Source organism: Streptomyces coeruleorubidus, from assembly GCF_028885415.1.
Lineage (GTDB): Bacteria > Actinomycetota > Actinomycetes > Streptomycetales > Streptomycetaceae > Streptomyces > Streptomyces coeruleorubidus_A.
In genome coordinates this window covers 4,449,212-4,465,397 of the sequence record NZ_CP118527.1, presented here as the reverse complement: position 1 = coordinate 4,465,397, position 16,186 = coordinate 4,449,212, and the positions used below count along the sequence as shown (strand labels likewise).

18 protein-coding genes and 1 tRNA gene are annotated in these 16,186 nt (G+C 70.0%); 9 read left to right on the top strand and 10 right to left on the bottom strand.

Translation table 11 applies throughout. The features are described from left to right. Positions 1-14: 14 nt before the first annotated feature. On the top strand, positions 15-752 hold the full coding sequence (locus PV963_RS20660; RefSeq protein ID WP_274817229.1) for a Mu transposase domain-containing protein: 738 nt from the start codon (positions 15-17) through the stop codon (positions 750-752). Next, a complete protein-coding gene (istB, locus tag PV963_RS20655; protein ID WP_274817228.1) occupies positions 749-1,546 on the top strand; it encodes an IS21-like element helper ATPase IstB in 798 nt (265 codons plus the stop codon). The genes PV963_RS20660 and istB overlap by 4 nt, the downstream gene beginning before the upstream one ends. Positions 1,547-1,627: 81 nt before the next feature. Here istB and PV963_RS20650 read toward each other — a convergent pair whose 3' ends face one another. Continuing rightward, positions 1,628-2,245, bottom strand: coding sequence for a TetR/AcrR family transcriptional regulator (locus tag PV963_RS20650; protein ID WP_274817227.1), 618 nt, complete (start codon positions 2,243-2,245; stop codon positions 1,628-1,630). A gap of 98 nt (positions 2,246-2,343) precedes the next feature. On the opposite strand from PV963_RS20650, the gene PV963_RS20645 reads away from it, so the two are divergent. The 4 genes from PV963_RS20645 (at position 2,344) to PV963_RS20630 (ending at position 6,132) form a co-directional block, all read left to right on the top strand. Then, positions 2,344-3,525, top strand: coding sequence for a cytochrome P450 (locus tag PV963_RS20645; protein ID WP_274817226.1), 1,182 nt, complete (start codon positions 2,344-2,346; stop codon positions 3,523-3,525). Positions 3,526-3,826: 301 nt separating this feature from the next. Continuing rightward, positions 3,827-4,042, top strand: a complete 216-nt coding sequence (locus PV963_RS20640) for a hypothetical protein (protein ID WP_274817225.1) — start codon at positions 3,827-3,829, stop codon at positions 4,040-4,042. A 1,392-nt stretch (positions 4,043-5,434) separates the two neighbouring features. Continuing rightward, entirely contained in the window at positions 5,435-5,965 is a 531-nt protein-coding gene (locus PV963_RS20635) for a hypothetical protein (RefSeq protein WP_274817224.1), read from the top strand. Between the two features lie 72 nt (positions 5,966-6,037). Further along, positions 6,038-6,132: transfer RNA gene (locus PV963_RS20630), tRNA-Leu, on the top strand. A gap of 13 nt (positions 6,133-6,145) precedes the next feature. On the opposite strand, the gene PV963_RS20625 is transcribed toward PV963_RS20630, so the two are convergent. The 4 genes from PV963_RS20625 to PV963_RS20610 form a co-directional block, all read right to left on the bottom strand. Then, a complete protein-coding gene (locus PV963_RS20625; RefSeq protein WP_274817223.1) occupies positions 6,146-7,237 on the bottom strand; it encodes a DUF4037 domain-containing protein in 1,092 nt (363 codons plus the stop codon). Positions 7,238-7,240: 3 nt separating this feature from the next. Then, positions 7,241-8,137: an aminoglycoside phosphotransferase family protein gene (locus PV963_RS20620; protein ID WP_425540926.1), complete on the bottom strand. Its 897-nt coding sequence runs from the start codon at positions 8,135-8,137 to the stop codon at positions 7,241-7,243. A 181-nt stretch (positions 8,138-8,318) separates the two neighbouring features. Next, positions 8,319-9,299: a zinc-binding dehydrogenase gene (locus tag PV963_RS20615; protein ID WP_274817221.1), complete on the bottom strand. Its 981-nt coding sequence runs from the start codon at positions 9,297-9,299 to the stop codon at positions 8,319-8,321. A 43-nt stretch (positions 9,300-9,342) separates the two neighbouring features. Next, positions 9,343-10,503 carry an FAD-dependent oxidoreductase gene (locus PV963_RS20610; protein ID WP_274822079.1) on the bottom strand — a complete coding sequence of 387 codons (1,161 nt, stop codon included), beginning with the start codon at positions 10,501-10,503 and terminating at the stop codon, positions 9,343-9,345. A gap of 129 nt (positions 10,504-10,632) precedes the next feature. Between PV963_RS20610 and PV963_RS20605 the strand changes: the two genes are divergently transcribed. After that, a complete protein-coding gene (locus tag PV963_RS20605) occupies positions 10,633-11,325 on the top strand; it encodes a pentapeptide repeat-containing protein (protein WP_274817220.1) in 693 nt (230 codons plus the stop codon). A 38-nt stretch (positions 11,326-11,363) separates the two neighbouring features. Here PV963_RS20605 and PV963_RS20600 read toward each other — a convergent pair whose 3' ends face one another. Beyond that, on the bottom strand, positions 11,364-11,864 hold the full coding sequence (locus PV963_RS20600; RefSeq protein WP_274817219.1) for a hypothetical protein: 501 nt from the start codon (positions 11,862-11,864) through the stop codon (positions 11,364-11,366). Positions 11,865-11,871: 7 nt separating this feature from the next. Between PV963_RS20600 and PV963_RS20595 the strand changes: the two genes are divergently transcribed. Next, positions 11,872-13,293 carry a M1 family metallopeptidase gene (locus tag PV963_RS20595; protein ID WP_425541024.1) on the top strand — a complete coding sequence of 474 codons (1,422 nt, stop codon included), beginning with the start codon at positions 11,872-11,874 and terminating at the stop codon, positions 13,291-13,293. Between the two features lie 7 nt (positions 13,294-13,300). Here the strand turns inward: PV963_RS20595 and PV963_RS20590 are convergent, their stop codons facing one another. Both PV963_RS20590 and PV963_RS20585 read right to left on the bottom strand, forming a co-directional pair. Then, positions 13,301-13,825 carry a GNAT family N-acetyltransferase gene (locus tag PV963_RS20590; RefSeq protein WP_274817217.1) on the bottom strand — a complete coding sequence of 175 codons (525 nt, stop codon included), beginning with the start codon at positions 13,823-13,825 and terminating at the stop codon, positions 13,301-13,303. Between the two features lie 92 nt (positions 13,826-13,917). Beyond that, a complete protein-coding gene (locus PV963_RS20585; RefSeq protein WP_274817216.1) occupies positions 13,918-14,493 on the bottom strand; it encodes a TerD family protein in 576 nt (191 codons plus the stop codon). Positions 14,494-14,639: 146 nt separating this feature from the next. Between PV963_RS20585 and arfB the strand changes: the two genes are divergently transcribed. After that, positions 14,640-15,077, top strand: coding sequence for an alternative ribosome rescue aminoacyl-tRNA hydrolase ArfB (gene arfB / locus PV963_RS20580; RefSeq protein WP_274817215.1), 438 nt, complete (start codon positions 14,640-14,642; stop codon positions 15,075-15,077). Here the strand turns inward: arfB and PV963_RS20575 are convergent. Together PV963_RS20575 and PV963_RS20570 are read right to left on the bottom strand one after the other, a co-directional pair. After that, positions 15,074-15,541, bottom strand: a complete 468-nt coding sequence (locus PV963_RS20575) for a GNAT family N-acetyltransferase (protein WP_274817214.1) — start codon at positions 15,539-15,541, stop codon at positions 15,074-15,076. The genes arfB and PV963_RS20575 overlap by 4 nt on opposite strands. Before the next feature lie 48 nt (positions 15,542-15,589). Beyond that, a complete protein-coding gene (locus PV963_RS20570) occupies positions 15,590-16,174 on the bottom strand; it encodes a flavin reductase family protein (RefSeq protein WP_274817213.1) in 585 nt (194 codons plus the stop codon). Positions 16,175-16,186: the final 12 nt, after the last annotated feature.

The following is a 16,186-nucleotide window of genomic DNA, read 5'->3' as shown; positions in this document are numbered from 1 at the left end:
CCCGGCCGCGGCCGGTGAGCGAGTACTTCGCCGTCGAACGGCCACTGCTGCAGCCGTTACCGGACGAACCCTTCGAGACCGGGCGGTTGTTCAGCCTGCGGGTCGACCGCTTCAGCCAGATCAGCGTCCGCACCAACCGCTACTCGGTGCCGGTGCGGCTGATCGGCCGGACGCTCCGGGCAATGCTGCACGCGTCCGAGCTGGTGGTCTACGACGGCCAGCAGGAGGTCGCCCGCCACGAACGGCTGATCGCCAAGGGACAGACTCGGCTGGATCTGGATCACTACCTGGAAGCCCTGGTCCGCAAGCCCGGAGCGTTTCCCGGGGCCACCGCCCTCGAACAGGCCCGTTCCGCAGGGAAGTTCACGCCGGTCCATGACGCCTGGTGGGAGGCGGCGAAGGCCGTCCACGGCGAGCGGGACGGCACCCGGGCCCTGATCGAAGTCCTGCTGATGGGCCGCCACGTCCCCCACGAACACCTGGTCGCCGGGCTCGCCTCCGCGCTCAGGGCCGGCGCGTTGACCGCGGACGCGGTCGCCCTGGAGGCGCGGAAGGCGGCCGAAGCCGACGAGGTCGCGGCTCCTGTCGTCCCTGCGGAGCCGGAACGGACGAACGTGACCTCGCTGACCGAACGGCGGCTTGCCCAGCTGCCGCCCGACGCCCGGCCGCTGCCCTCGGTCGCGGCCTACGACCAGCTGCTGCGAGCACGGCAGCCGGCCGACCGCCCCGCCATCCAGGGAGAGATGCCGTGACACTCAAACGACACCGAGGGCTGACCGAACAGGCCGCCACCGCCGCCGTCGACCAGGCATGCCGCATGCTGAGGCTGCCCACCATCCGGGCCCAGTTCCCCGAACTGGCCGAAGCCGCCGCCCGCGACCAGATGTCGTATCGCGGCTTCCTCGCCGAACTGCTGATGGCCGAGTGCGACGACCGGGCCCGCCGCCGCTCCGAACGACGCATCAAGGCGGCGCAGTTCCCGCGGGAGAAGTCGATCAGGGCCTTCGACTTCGACGCCAACCCGAACATCGACCCAGCCGTCATCCACACCCTGGCCACCTGCGAATGGGTCAAGAAAGGACTGCCGCTCTGCCTGATCGGCGACTTCGGAACCGGCAAGTCCCACCTCCTGATCGCGCTCGGCACCGAGGCCGCCATGGCTGGCTTCCGGGTCCGCTACACACTGGCCACCAAGCTGGTCAACGAGCTGGTCGAGGCCGCGGACGAGAAGATCCTGACCAAGACCATCGCCCGCTACGGGCGCGTCGATCTCCTCTGCATAGACGAACTCGGCTACATGGAGCTGGACCGCAGGGGCGCTGAGCTGCTGTTCCAGGTGCTGACGGAGCGTGAGGAGAAGAACAGTGTCGCCATCGCCTCCAACGAGTCGTTCGGGGGGTGGACAAAAACATTCACCGATCCGCGGCTTTGCGCGGCCATCGTCGACCGCCTCGCCTTCGGCGGGAACATCATCGAAACCGGCACCGACTCCTACCGGCTCGCCAGCACCCGGGCCGCCCGGGCGCAGAGCGCAGCCTCAGGCTGACCCGTCCGAGCCTCAAAAACCGGCCAGAGACTGCGTTCCCCGCTATCCGTGCCACGACCGAGTGCGCGTGCGCTGAACGCGCTAAGCCGGGCGGGGGAGCGAGTTGAGGCCGTCGATCGCGATGTCGGTGGCCCTTTGAACGGCTTTGTAGGTCTGCTCCGGCCGGTTGCCCCGCTTTTGGCATGCGACGACGACGACCTTGATCGCCCCGACCAGCGAGCCCACCGCCGCGGCGGCCTCGACGAGGTCCAGCTCGGGGCAAGCGAGGTGGAGCGCTTCGGTCAGCTGTAGCTGGATGTCGAACAGCAGGTGCAGTTCGCGCGCCTGAAGTGCCGGGACCGACGCGATCAGCCGGGTCCGAGCCGGGCCGACCTTCCGCGCCAGCTCCGAGTCCGTGTCCGCGAAAACACTCTGGTCGATGACGCGCCGCAGCAGGTCGGCCACCGGTTCGCCGGGCTGCCGTTCTCCGATGATCTCGACCGCGCGCTCCAGCCGCGACCTGTCGTCGAAGAAGACGATGTCGTCCTTGCTGTCGAAGTAGCTGAAGAAGGTCCGTGTCGCGATGTCTGCGGTGGCCGCGATCTCCGCCACGGTTGTCTGGTCGTAACCCTTCTCGGCGAACAATCGCAGGGCGCCTTCGATGAGCGCTTGCCTCGTGCGCATCTTTTTCCGCTGGCGCAGCCCTGGGTCGCTGGTCACGACAGCACCTTACCGCATGCGATGTAATTTTGCATTCATTGACGTTTTGCATCGAGTGCTATTTTATCGGGAGGTCCGTACCGACCGAGGAGCGGCCGATGGAGAGCACGTCCCCGGCAGGAGTCATGCCCACGGCCCGCCAGAACCCGTTCGATCCGCCAGAGGAACTGCGCCGCCGGCAGGGGCTCGGCCCAATCCATCGGATGACCTACGCCGACGGTGGTCAGGGGTGGTTGGTGACCGGCTTGGCCGCAGCGCGGGCGATCCTGGCAGATCCCCGGTTCAGCGTCCGCCCGGACCACATGCGCTCACCGATCGCCCAGCCGGCAAGAGTGCCCGTGCCGCCGGGGTTCTTCCTCCGCATGGACCCGCCCGAGCACGACCACTATCGGCGGTTGCTCACCAGTGACTTCACGGTGCGCCGGATGAAGCTCCTCGAACCGGAGATCGAAGCGATCGTCAATGACCAGTTGAACGCGATGGAGCTCGCCGGGGGCCCGGCCGACCTGTTCAAGGCATTCGCGCTGCCGATCCCGTCACAAGTGATCGGCGAACTGCTCGGGGTGCCCTACTCCGACAGGCAGGGGTTCCAGCGGAACGCCGCCACGCTCTTGAACGTCGACCTCACACCGGAACGCCGGCAAGAGGCGGTCAGCGAGCTCATGGCATATCTACGGGACCTGCTGCGCCACAAGCGTTCCTGGCCTGAGGAAGACGTGCTCAGCGGGCTCGCTGCGCACGAGGGACTTACTGCGGACGAGAGGGCCGGACTGGTGCTCCTGCTCCTGATCGCCGGGCATGAGACGACGGCGCACATGCTTGCACTGGCCACTTTCGCTCTGCTGGCCAACCCCGCACAGTTAGCCGAGGTCCGCGACAAGGAGGAAGACGCCCCTGCAGTGGTCGAGGAGCTGCTGCGTTACCTCACGATCATCCATCACGTGGTCCGCGTCGCGCTCGAGGACATCGAGCTCCACGGCTGCCTGATCAAGGCCGGCGAGTCCGTCACCGTCGCACTGTCCGCGGCGAACCGGGACGCTGACCATTTCGCCGACCCGGACGCGCTTGACCTCACCCGCTCCACGGCCGGACACCTCGCGTTCGGTCACGGCCTCCACCGGTGCCTCGGGCAGCGACTGGCCCGCGCCGAAATGCGCATCGCCCTCCCCGCACTGCTTCGCCGCTTCCCGGCACTACGTCTCACTGTCGCGCCCGAGCAAGTGCCACTGCGGCTGGCCATGACGGTCTACGGCGTGCGTGAACTTCCGGTCACCTGGTAGGCAGATCAAGGTCGAGAAGAACGACGGGTGCTCGGCGACTTGCAGCGCGACGTCTGTGAGTTTGAGCAATGCCCCTTCACTGCCGGCTCCCCACCGCCATCCGGCCCTTCAAGCACCGCCCGTATCGGACCACGATCGTCTGGATCAAACTCACCCAGGCGCACGGCATGGATCAGTTGCGGCCTCCGGTGTTGTCACTTCTCATCGACATTTCCGACCCGAGTGATCGCTAAGTGCTTCCGGAAACCGCCGACAAATGTTGTCCGTTCCCACCTACGAAACCAACCTCGGGCCGCGCCGCATGAAGCGTCTGGACGGCGAGTACGACTGGCACCCGCGCGGCTGCCCCGAGCACGTGGCGCACGCGGCCTACGAGAGGCTGTTCGGCCACTGCATGGAGGACTGCGAGCAGTGCGGCCGGACCGAGGAGACCGTCGTGGACGGGATCGTGCAGGAAACCTCCTGCGAGGTCGGTGTCGCGCTGCGGCGCCTGGTCATCCGGAGGGGGCGGCTGTGACAGCGACGTATTGCGCTCGCTGCAACGAGCCGCTGAAGGACGATGACGCCGAGCCGATCAACATGGCTGCGCCGACTGGTTCGGGCACCACGATCTACGTGTGCAAGACGTACTGCCGGTCTGCCCCGACCCAGACCGCGCCGTACTCCAGGCGGCACTGAGCCACCGTCACCGGCGTTCCGCCGATCGCACCGGTGACGATTCCTGCGGCCCCGGCCTGGCGCCTCCCCCGACGCCAGCCGGGGCCGCTCCATGTCCAGTCGTTGTGGCGAGCGGACGGAAGTACCGTCGCGTGCGGGTCAGCCTCGATCCGGTCTTCAGCGCGTCGGTAATCTTCAGGAAGGTTCCTCGAGGGTTGGCCTGCTGTGCAGCCATGGCGTCCAGTGGCGCCAGGGCGAGTGGTGGCGAAGTCGGCGAACGCCATGCGCAGTGGCTCACCACTGTGGAGGAGCAAGCGGGCGATGTCTTATGGCAGACGACCAGCGGCGGATAGGCGCTCGCCGAGGGTGACGCGCAGGGCGAGTATCCGTTCGGCGTGCGGGCTCTGGTCCCTGACGCTCGTGGATGAGTTGATCCCTCTCTGGCTGCCTGGTCGGGGGTGACGGGCTCGACACGGGGCAGCACCAGCCGCTGGGGTTCTGAATCAACTGCTCCTCCAACCTCAAGTTTCCCTCAGTAGATCAACTTATGGCGGACTGACGCAGCAGCAACGCCATATATTCCACTCATCCCGCCAACCCGGGCGGCAAGGGGAATCCACTTGCGTAGAGCACCGATGCGACGCTTACTCGTTTCCGCCATAGTTCTGGCACTCGGGGCAACGATGTCCGTTACTTCCTATGCGGTTGAGGAACCCGCTGGTACAGCTCCTGAGGAAGTCTCGCCAGACCAAATTGTTACCCAGGAGACGAGCAGCAGTGCGGTCGAGGGTCCTGTGATGTCGGTCCATGAGATGGCCGCCGAGAAGGAGCTCAACGCTCTTCCGGAAGTGACAGGCGAGGGTGATATAGGGATAGAGCGTTGCGACAATCCCTATAAGAAGTGGTACGCGCTCTCGGGTCGGAAGAAGCACTACCACATCCCGTCCTGGTGGAACGGGAGGTCGTGAAATCCGGCAAGATCGGGCTCGAGTTGAGCGGGACCATATCGGCCGAGGCCGGCGTCCTCCTCGCCGAAGGCCAAGGCGGAATTTGGCGCCAAGGTGATTGCCGAGGTCGGCATCTCGACAGGGCACAGATACTCCCGCAACATCAAAAGCGGGCATTATGGGCACTTGCAGTACGGAACGTGGGGTGAGAAGTACAGCTGGACCAAGTATGAAACGAGCGCCAACCGCTGCGGCAAGAAGAAGCTTGGGTCCGGTACCGTGAAGTTGCCGACCAAGGAGGTCGGATGGCGTTACTGGGAAACCCGGACATGATCCACGGTCAACGGCTCGCACGTCTCGGTGCAAACTTCCTCGTGCCGATCTTGTCTGTTGCTTTCATCGTTGGATGCAGTAGCGGATCTGAGGACAGAGGAGAGCCATCAAAGGATCCCAAACCGAGCGCTTCCCCCTCTGCAACGAGTGACCGGACGAAGGTTCTGGAGAAGCAGGCGGAAGAGGCGCTGGGAATCGGAGAGGCGGACGACACCGACGACCTGTTCGTAGAGTCGGGATTGGAACGCACAAGCGACGGAATCCACACTCGCCCGGTCCTGTCGAACGGCAAGTCCTACACACTGGCGGTTGTCTGCTCGGGAGCAGGGGAGGTCCGCCTCACCGTGACTGTGAAGCGCCCAGCGCGGCAGACGGTGGCGTGCGACAGTGTCCCAGTCCGTCAACGTATTACGGATGCCCCGGCACAGCTCGAGATCGATGTCGATGGTCTTGCGGGATCGTCCGGAATCGTTGGTTGGCGGATCGATGAACTAGCCAAGTAGGCAGCTGCCGAGCGCACACATCGTTGCGGAGTGATCCGGGCCTTTGCTGCTTCGGTGCGGCGCCCTGATTCCCGTGGAGTCCGTTGGCGTCCGCCAAACACCGCCGACCCAAGATCGGACACCTTGTCATGCGTAGGTCGTCGGTTCGAATCCGGCAGGGGGCTCCAGTGGAAGCCCGGGTCAGATCGTCTCTGGCCCGGGCTTTTTTCTGTTCCGGACGTCGCTCAGGGCATCGGTGCTGTCCACCCACTGGTCGATCGCGCCGGTGTCGGGCAGGGAGCGGAGGCGCGGGTCCGTGATGCGGGCGCGGAGTGCCGCTGTGAAGCGTTCCGCGTGGAGGACCTGGAACGGGCGGCTGTGGTACGGGCGGGTGGTGGGGTCGACGGGGACCGTGATCGCGAGGTCGTTGTGGTGGGCGGCGATCGCCTCGTAGGCGTGCTTGAGGTGGTGCTCGCGGGTGTGCCAGTCGGGGGCCGCCAGCGCTGCGGTCAGGGTGGGGGTGAGCGCCGCGCCCCGGGGGGTCGCGGTGAAAGCGGTGCCGAGCCACTTGCTGTAGGGCGGGTAGCGGCGGTTCATGAGGAGGCTCAGGCGCATCAGGTCGCGGGTCAGGCGGGCGGCCACGATCGCGGAGCCGAGTTCGTCGCCCACCTCGCCGCAGCGGCCTACGAAGGCCTCCTCCTGGGAGACGCGTTTCCACTGGCAGGCAAGGACGTACAGCCAGGTCTCGTGCGGGTACCAGCGCAGGGCGGTGCGGGCCGGGGCGAGCCGGTCCAGGCCGTCGTGGAAGACGGCGCCCGCGGTGGCCTCGGCCAGGCGCTGGGTGGGCGTGGCCAGCCAGTCCGCCGTGGTGACGCCCTGGGCCGGATCGAAGCCGAGCTGGTCCGTGAACCAGGTGGCGGGGTCCGTGATGTCGACGCGGTGGTGGACCGGGCCGTCGGTGCCGGTCATGACGCGGATGTCGGTGCCCGGGTCGTCGCCGGTGCGGGCGAAGTGGGTGGGGTGGCCGAGGAAGGTCTTCGGGAGGCGGTGGGAGAGGAGGGCGGTGAGGCGGGGGCCGTGGGTCTCGGCGTCCTCGGGGCGCAGGAAGAGCTGGAGGCGTGGGCCCCACTCGTGGTCGGCCGAGCGTGGGGTGTCGTAGCCGAGGACCTCGGAGCCGCTGCCGAGGCGGGCGGCGGAGTGGGGGATGCCGGGGAGGGCCTCGTCCAGGAGGGGGCGTACGGCCTCGGTGTAGAAGCGGCGGGAGAGTTCCAGGCCGGGGAGGAACGACGGCACGGGTCAGCCGGCGTGGCCGCGCAGGCGGCGGGCGATCTCGAGTTGGTCGTCGTCCAGGGGGCGGCCGTCCTCGATGTCCCACAGGGCGTTCTGCAGGAGGCGGCCGAGGGTCCAGGCGCGGGCGCGGGGGCGGTCCAGGGCGAGGACGTCGGTCATGGCGTCGAAGCGCCAGAGGATGTCGTCGGGGTCGTAGCGGTTGTCGATGGCCGGCCACAGTTCGAAGCCGGGGTCGCCGGCGAGGGGCTTGGGGTCGATGGCGAGCCAGGGGGCGCGGTCGGAGGCGAGGACGTTCTCGTCGTGCAGGTCCCAGTGCAGGAGCCGGTCGCCCGGTTCGTCGACGACCTCGCGTACGGCGGCGGCGCAGTCGGCGACGAGGCGGCGGGCCTCGGGGTCCGGGATGCGGTCGAGTGCCCACGGGGTCTGGTCGAGCATGGCCCGGGCGATTTCGCCGAGGCGGCGCATGCCGGGCGGGGCGGGGAAGGAGGTGAGGTGGGCCAGGAGTTCCGCGATGGTGACGACGGCCTGGTGGGTGTCCGGGACGTGGGAGAGCATGCGGGTCTCGTCGAGGCGTTCCAGCAGCATCGTGCCGGTGGGCTCGTCGTGGTCGAGGAGACGGACGGCTCCGTCGCCGTCCCAGGCGCGCAGCGCGACCGGTTCGCCTTCGCTCTCCTCGTCGAGGATCTGGAGCTTGAGGACCGCGGGGCCGCCGTCGGCGCGGACGACCGGGAGGACCAGGGCGGACACGCCGTGCATGGGCGGTCCGTCGGGCTTCAGTGCCCAGCGGTCGAGGAAGCCGGCCGTCAGGTCCGGCAGTTCCTCGATGAAGGCGCGGCCCGCCTCGCCGTTGTACTTCTCCTGTGATGCCGCCAGTTCCCGGGGAATGTCGATCACGGCTGGCACGGTAGTCGGGGTACGCCGGGTGGGGCATGTGAATTAACCCGGGCCGGGTTTCCGCTTGGCCGGGGCTGGGCCTGGGGCCGGGGCCTGGGGCCGGGGCCAGGGCTGGGGAGGCGGCCAGGGCCGGGGCAGCGGCAGAGGGCCCCTGCGGCTGCCCGGCCCTCGCGTCACCGGCTCCCTCGCGTCATGGCTCCAGGACCAGCTTTCCGATCGTCCCCCGAGTCTCCAGCGCGCGGTGCGCGGCCGCGGCCTCGCGCAGCGGGAAGCGTTGTACGGCCGGGGTGAGCCGGCCGGCGGCGGCCTCGGCCAGGGCACGCAGTTCGAGGGTGCGTACGGGGTCGGGGCCGCCGGCCTTCCCGAGCATGACGGGCCCGAGGACCTGCTCGGAGACGCCGTCGACGAGGTAGGGCTCGCCGTCGTGGATGCCCTCGGCGGACCAGCCGAAGACTACGTGCTTGCCGCCGGGGCCGAGCAGGGCGACGGCCTCGCGGGTCACGTCGCCGCCGACGCCGTCGAAGACCACGGTCGCGGCCCGGCCGCCGAGGTGGGCACGGACCTTCGCGGGCCAGGCCGGGTCCTTGTAGTCGACGGCGAGATCGGCGCCGCCCGCCTGCACCCGGGCGACCTTCTCCGGCCCGCCCGCGAGGCCGACGACGGTGGCGCCGGCGTTCTTGGCGTACTGCACGAGGAGCGTGCCGATGCCGCCGGCCGCGGCCGGGACGATGGCCACCGAGTCGGGGCCGAGCTCGGCGAACTGCAGGATCCCCATCGTCGTACGGCCCGTGCCGATCATGGCGACGGCCTCGCCGAAGTCCAGGTTCTGCGGGATCTCGTGCATGCGTTCCGCTTCGGTGACGGCCAGTTCGGCGTAGCCGCCGGGGACGAAGCCGAGGTGGGCGACGACCCGCTTGCCGAGCCACAGGTCCGCGACGCCCTCGCCCAGGGACTCGACGACCCCGGCGACCTCGCGGCCGGGGACGGTGGGCAGAGGCGTCGGCTCGGGCGCCGGTCCCTGCATGCCCTCGCGCAGGGCCGTGTCCAGGAGGTGGACGCCCGCCGCCCGTACGGCGACACGGACCTGGCCGGGGCCCGGCCGGGGGTCCTCGACCTGCTCGTAGGTGAGGTTCTCGGCCGGGCCGAAGGCGTGCAGGCGGATGGCGTGCATCGGGGCTCCTCATGTCGTGGTGGTCTGAGCCCAGCCTTCAACCTCAAGCTTGCTTGAGGTCAAGCTCCCGCCGGCCGAGGGCCAACGACACCGCCGTCAGGGCGCTGTTGAAGGAGACCTCCGACAGCACGCCCGGGGCCGCGACCTGGTCGCCGGCGAGGTAGACACCGTCGCCCCGGTCCACGGCGGGCCGGTCGCGCCAGCTGGTGCCGGGCAGATCGACCGCGCCCGTACGGCCGTTCGCGACGGCCTCGCGCCGCCAGGTGACGCGCCCGCGCCAGCCCGGGAAGCCCAGGTCGAGCAGCTGCTCGGCGCGGGCGGCGCCGTCGGACTTGGACTCGTGGGGCGCGATGGGGATCTGACCCTGTATCAGCTGCTCGCCTGCCGGGGCGAGGCCGCGGTCCTGGGCGGTGAACCGTTCCAGCCAGCCGGGTGCGTCCAGGTCGGAGACCGCGAACGCGTCCCCGCGCCGCGTCCGTACGGCGAGGTCGACGAGGACGGTACGGCCGCTCGGCCAGGTCAGGGAGTCGTCGCCGAGCAGGCGCCGGGCGGCGTCGAGGGAGGTGGCGACGACGACCGGGGTGTCGGTGGGGAGCCTGTCGACCCGGGACAGGGTCTCCATCCGGACGCCCAGGTTCCAGGCGCGGGCGGCCATCCGGTCGATGAGGCTGGCCCAGCCGCCGCGCGGGTAGTGCGCCTCGGGCGGCAGCTTGGTGGCGCGGCGCAGGCGCTCCTGCACGAACGCGGCCGACAGGGAGCCGGGGTCGTGGTGGAAGAGGGCGACGGCGGAGTAGTGGGCGGCGGCCCGGGCCCCCTCCTCGCCCGCGACGCCGGTCGCCCAGGTCAGGAAGTCGACGTCCACGGGCGCCTGCTCCGCGGTCCGGCGCAGCAGCTTCAGCATCGGGAAGGGCGGGGTGCGGCGCAGCACGCCGTGGTGCCGCAGCCGTAGCCGGGCGGCCTCCAGGGGCGGGATCGGGGCGAGCGGCCCGATGAGGCCGCGCTGCTTGAGCCAGGCCCAGTGCGGGCCGCCGCTGTAGAGGGCGTGCGGGCCCTCGTTCGTGCGGTACGGACCCTCGGCGGTGCGCGCCCGGCCGCCGAGGGTGTGGTGGGCTTCGTGGATGGTGACCTTGGCGCCCGCCTCGGCGGCGGTGATGGCGGCGGTCAGTCCGGCGAAGCCGCCGCCGATGACGGTGATGCGGTGCATGGCTGAGGTCTCCCTGGGCTCGACGACACTCTTCTGGGAGTACGACCGGTCGACGGCCCCGGAATGTGACATGGCCAGCTACCTCGCAGGTCAGGGGCTGTTGTCAGTGGTGTGATGCAGCATGGGCGCATGGCGAGGAGTACGGCGGGCGGTAGGGGTGCGGGCGGTACGGGGGTGAAGGCCGCGCGGCGGCCGGAGATCCGGCTGCCGAAGCTGGAGCCCTTCACGGGCGGCGAGCTGGCGCCGGACGGGGACTACGACGGGCTGGAGTTCCGGGAGGCGGATTTCGCGGGGCAGGACGGATCGGGGTCCCGCTTCATGGACTGCGCCCTGACGGAGTGCGCGCTGGACGAGGTCCGGCTGCGGCACGCCTCCGTCCTGGACTCGTCCCTCACGAGTGTGCGGGGCGTCGGCACCAACCTCGCCGAGGCGACGCTGCGCGACGTCGAGCTGATCGACGCCCGCCTGGGCGGCACCCAGTTGCACGCGGCGGTGCTGGAGCGGGTGCTGATCCGCGGCGGCAAGATCGACTATCTGAACCTGCGCATGGCCCGGCTCAGGGACGTCGTCTTCGAGGGCTGCGTCCTTGTCGAGCCGGACTTCGGCGGCGCCCGCCTGGAGCGCGTGGAGTTCGTGGACTGCGCGCTGAAGGGCGCCGACCTGCACGCGGCGACCCTCAAGGACGTCGACCTGCGCGGGGCCGTGTCACTGGAGATCAGCCGGGGGCTGGACCGGCTGGCCGGGGCGGTGATCAGTACGACCCAGTTGCTGGACCTGGCGCCGGTGCTGGCGATGCAGTGGGGGATCCGGGTGGAGGACTGACAGCCCCGCAGCGAGCGGCACCGCCGCGTCGGCAGCTGTCACGGGACCCTGGGGAAGCGCGCCTGCAGTGTCCAGATCGCCGGGTTCTCGGCGAGGTCCTCGTGCAGGTCGGTGAGATCGGCCAGCAGGTCGTGCAGGAAGTCGCGGGCCTCGCGGCGCAGTTCGGCGTGGGAGAAGGTCAGGGGAGCTTCCTCCGCCGGCATCCAGTCGGCCTCGATGTCCACCCACCCGAAGCGGCGCTCGAAGAGCATCCGGTCGGTCGACTCGGTGAAGTCCAGCTCCGCCCGCTGCGGCCGGGACGCCCGGGAGCCCGCCGGGTCCCGGTCGATCCGCTCCACGATGTCGCACAGCGCCCACGCGAAGTCGAGCACCGGCACCCATCCCCAGGCTGTGGACACCTCCCGGTCCTGCTCGGTGTCCGCCAGGTAGACGTCACCGCAGAACAGGTCGTGCCGCAGGGCGTGGACGTCCGCGCGGCGGTAGTCGGTCTGCGGCGGGTCGGGGAAGCGGTTGGAGAGGGCGTAGCCGATGTCGAGCACGGATGTGATGGTGTCACGCGCCCGTAGGATCGCGACCGTGGCCCGATCTGTACGTCTTGTCCCTGCCCTGCTCGTCGGCGCCCTCGCCCTCACCGCGTGCGGCGGCGGAGTCCACGGCACCCCGGGCGGCTCCGGCGTACGCGACCCGTACTTCCCGAGGGCCGGCAACGGCGGCTACGACGTCACCCACTACGGCCTGCGCCTCGACTACGACCCGGACGCACACCGCCTCACCGGCACGGCCACCCTCACCGCCCGGGCCACCAAGGCCCTGTCCGCCTTCAACCTCGACCTGCTCGGCCTGGAGGTCGGGAACGTCACCGTCGGCGGCGAGACCGCCCGCTGGAACCGTGCCGGGCAGGAGCTCACCGTCCGTCCGGGCGAGGACATCGACCGGGACGAGACGTTCCGCGTGACGGTCCGCTACTCCGGGGCGCCCGAGACCGTCACCGACCCGGACGGCTCCCAGGAGGGCTGGCTGCGCACGACGGACGGGGCGCTCGCGCTGGGCGAGCCCGCCGGGTCGATGGCGTGGTTCCCCGGCAATCACCACCCCTCCGACAAGGCGGCGTACGACCTCACGGTGACCGTGCCGCAGGGGCTGCGGGCCGTGTCCAACGGGGAGTTGCGCAGCGAGACGACCGCGCGAGGCCGCACGGCCTTCACCTGGCGCACCGCCGAGCCGATGGCGAGCTACCTCGCCACACTGGCGATCGGCGACTTCGGGATCAGCCGGTCCACCGCCCGGGACGGTCTGCCCGTGTACACGGCCGTCGACCCGGCGGAGAAGGAGGGGAGCCGCGCGGTGCTCGCGCGTATCCCCGAGGTCCTGCGCTGGGCGGAGCGGCGATTCGGCCCGTACCCCTTCTCCTCCACGGGCGCGATCGTCGACCGCGCGGCGGACATCGGCTACGCCCTGGAGACCCAGAGCCGCCCCGTCTTCCCCGGCGCCCCCGACATCACGCTCCTCGTCCACGAACTCGCCCACCAGTGGTACGGCGACTCCGTGACGCCGCAGAGCTGGCGGGACATGTGGCTCAACGAGGGCTTCGCGACGTACGCGGAGTGGCTGTGGCAGGAGGACCACGGCGGCGAGACGGCGCAGGAGACCTTCGACGCGCTGTACGACCACGGCGAGAAGACCTACAAGGACCTCTGGTCCTTCCCGCCCGCGAAACCCGTGGACGCCGCGCACATCTCCGGAGCCCCCGTCTACCAGCGCGGCGCCATGGTCCTCCACAAGGTCCGCCAGACCGTCGGCGACGAGGCGTTCGGCGACATCCTCCGGGGCTGGGCGGCGGACCGTCGCCACGGGAACGCCGACACGGCCGACTTCACGGCGTACGTCGAGAAGCGGGCGCCCGGGAAGGACTTCGAGGCCATCTGGGAGGACTGGCTGTACGGGGAGGGGAAGCCGGAGCGGGCGTGAGGGCGCGCTAGGACGCAGTGAGTGCCTTGCGGAGCACCGCGCAGGGACGCTCCAGTTGCCGGTCCTCGCGATGGTCGATGACCTCGTAGCCGAGGGCGGTCCAGAAGGCCAGGGCCTTCGGGTTGTTGTCGAGGACGGCGAGGCGTACGGCGGTGCGGTCCGCTGCGCGCAAGCGGTCCTCCACGAGGGTGGCCAGGCGGCGGCCGTGGCCCTGGCCGTGCAGGCTCGCGTCCACCAGCAGGAGGCCGATCCACGGGTCCGGGTCGGTGGGGTCGGGGTGGTGGGCGAGGGTGATCGCCATCCCGGTCAGGTGGCCGAAGCTGCGGGCGAGCAGGACGTCGGTGCCAGGCCGGCTCCATTCCTCCGACAGGGCGTGTGCCACCTGCTCGGGGCGGATGTCGTGGGGGTCGGGGAAGTCGCCGGTGAGGGTGTGGAAGGCGTGGTTGGAGGCGTGGAGGGCCGTGAGTTCCGTGAGGAGGGGTTCGGGGAGGGGGTGGCCGAGGGGTGGCGGGAGCAGGGGGTCGAGGATCACGTCGGGAACGTATCGCGGGCGGGGTGAGGACGGGGAAGCCCCCGGGCCGACTGACCGGCGCCGGGGGCTTCTGCCGCGCGTGAGGGCGTCCGTCAGACGTTCACGCCGAAGTCCTGGGCGATGCCGACCAGGCCCGAGGCGTAGCCCTGGCCGACCGCGCGGAACTTCCACTCCGCGCCGTTGCGGTACAGCTCGCCGAAGACCATGGCCGTCTCCGTGGCGGCGTCCTCCGACAGGTCGTAGCGGGCGATCTCGGCGCCGCCGGCCTGGTTGACGATGCGGATGTAGGCATTGCGGACCTGGCCGAAGTTCTGCGAGCGGTTCTCGGCGTCGTAGATGGACACCGGGAAGACGATCTTGTCGATGTCGGCCGGGAGGGCGGCGAGGTTGACGTTGATCGCCTCGTCGTCGCCGGCGCCCTCACCCGTGCGGTTGTCGCCGGTGTGGACGATCGTGTTGTCCGGGGTCTGCTTGTTGTTGAAGAAGACGAAGTGGGCGTCCGAGTAGACCTTGCCCTGGTTGTTGACCGCGATCGCGGACGCGTCGAGGTCGAAGTCCGTGCCGGTGGTGGTGCGGACGTCCCAGCCGAGGCCCACGGTGACAGCGGTCAGGCCCGGAGCCTCCTTGGTGAGCGAGACGTTGCCACCCTTGGACAGGCTTACAGCCATTGTTGGGAGTCCCTTCCCTCGTGTACGTACGGCAAAGAAGCTACAGCTACCCCCATGAACGTGGAGAGGGGTACACGAGGTTCCAGGTCCTTTACTTTCTTTGCCCGCGATTATTCGGATGACGTGGACCGGACAGGAGCGGGAACATGTACGGCATGTCTGGTCCCCACGTCATCCGCGGCTCCGTCTCCCTGCCCGAGGCCGAGCTCATGTGGCGTTTCTCGCGGTCGTCGGGGCCTGGCGGACAGCACGTCAACACCAGTGACTCGAAGGTCGAGCTCAGCTTCGACCTGGCGCGGACCGAGGCGCTGCCCGAGGTGTGGAAGCAGCGGGCGCTGGAGCGGCTGGCCGGGCGCCTGGTCGACGGAGTCGTCACCGTACGGTCCTCCGAGCACCGGTCCCAGTGGCGCAACCGCGAGGCCGCCGCCGTACGCCTCGCCGCGCTCCTGGCCGAGGCCACCGCACCCCCGCCCAAGCCCCGCAGGCCGACCCGGATCCCCCGGGGCATCAACGAGCGGCGGCTGCGCGAGAAGAAGCAGCGCTCGGAGACCAAGCGGGGCCGCTCCCCGCGCAACTGGGGCTAGGCCAGGTCCAGGACCCCGACCGTCTGGTCTTCGCTGGTCTCTCCGTTGGGGCGGAAGCCGAGCCCCAGGTAGAAGCCCTCGGGGCCGTCGGGACCGGGATGCCAGGTGACGTAGAGCTGCTTGGTGCCGCGCCGGCGCAGCTCGTCGGCGACCGACTCGACGGCGAAACGACCGTACCCCCTGCCCTGCTCCCCGGCGGCGATGTTCAGCCGCCACAGGCCCGAGCGCAGCACGCTGCCGTCCTCGTACCAGTCGATGTCGAAGAAGGCCATGAGGAACCCGACCGGGCGGTCGCCGTCGACGATCAGGCGGGGCCAGGCGACGCCGGGATGCGCATAGGCCTCGGCCAGGGACTTCACGACCGGGGAGACCGCGTGCTCCTGGTCGGGGCGGACGCGGATGCCGAGCGCGGCGTCGAGGTTCGCGGCGGAGATCTCTTCGAGGCGAGGGCCCGTCGTTGTCATGCGCGCACCCTAGGCGCGCCGATCACCCCGGGCCACCGGATTTCCGCCTCACCCCAGGTGCCGGTACCGCCCCCGGAAGTACGTCAGCGGTCCGCCGTCCGCGCTCGGGACGCGGGCCGTCAGGACGCGGCCGATGACCAGGGTGTGGTCGCCGGCCCGTACCCGCTGCTCGGTGCGGCACTCCAGGACGGCCAGGGCGCCGCCGACCAGGGGCGCGTCGGTGTACTCGCCGCGCGTGTACGGGATGTCCGCGAAGAGCAGACGATCGCTGACGCGGCCCTTCATGGCGAAACGGCCCGCGATGTGCCGCTGACTCTCGGAGAGGACCGAGACCGCCCACAGGGGCTGCTCGTCGAGCAGCTCGTCCATGCGGGAGCCCTCGCGCAGGCTCACCAGCACCAGGGGCGGGTCCAGGGACACCGACATGAAGGCCGTGGCCGTCATGCCCACGTCCTCGCTGCCCGGCGCCGAGGGGTCGTCCGGGTCGAGCGGCGGCTCCTGCGCGGTCACCAGGACCACGCCCGAGGCCAGCCGGGACATGGCGGCGCGGAACTCGTCGTTGCTCACCCCCTCAGCATGCCCGGAGGCGCGCGGCGGAATGATCGGGGACGTGGCAGTGGGAGTGTTCGGCACGTCCGAAACGCT